Genomic DNA, 326 nt, shown 5'->3' with positions numbered 1-326 from the left:
GTCCGGATGACCGCGATGCCGCAACTGGTCAGCCTGTTCAACGCGGTCGGCGGCGGCGCGGCCGCCCTGATCGCGCTCGGCGACCGCGCCGCCTCCACCCAGGCCGCCGTGACCGGCGTGCTCGACGTGGCGATCGGCGCGCTCACCTTCACCGGCTCGCTGGTCGCCTCGGGCAAGCTCGCCGGGCGCATCCCCGGCCGCCCGCTGACCGTCCCGTTCGGACGGGAGATCTCGGCCGGGCTCGCGGCGGTCGCCGTGGCGCTCGGCATCTGGTTCGTGGCCGCTTCCGATGCGCCGCCGATCCTGCTCACCGGCATCGCGGTGGC

1 protein-coding gene is annotated in these 326 nt (G+C 75.8%); it reads left to right on the top strand.

Features of this window, described 5'->3' with window-relative positions:
- Positions 1-15: 15 nt before the first annotated feature.
- Positions 16-326 (top strand): NAD(P)(+) transhydrogenase (Re/Si-specific) subunit beta (locus ODJ79_RS46850; RefSeq protein WP_263030216.1); only part of this gene is annotated, 311 nt, incomplete at its 3' end.

Origin of the sequence: Actinoplanes sp. KI2 (assembly GCF_025630775.1) — a bacterium.
In the GTDB taxonomy this organism is placed as follows: domain Bacteria; phylum Actinomycetota; class Actinomycetes; order Mycobacteriales; family Micromonosporaceae; genus Actinoplanes.
This window is presented reverse-complemented; position numbering and strand designations above follow the sequence as displayed.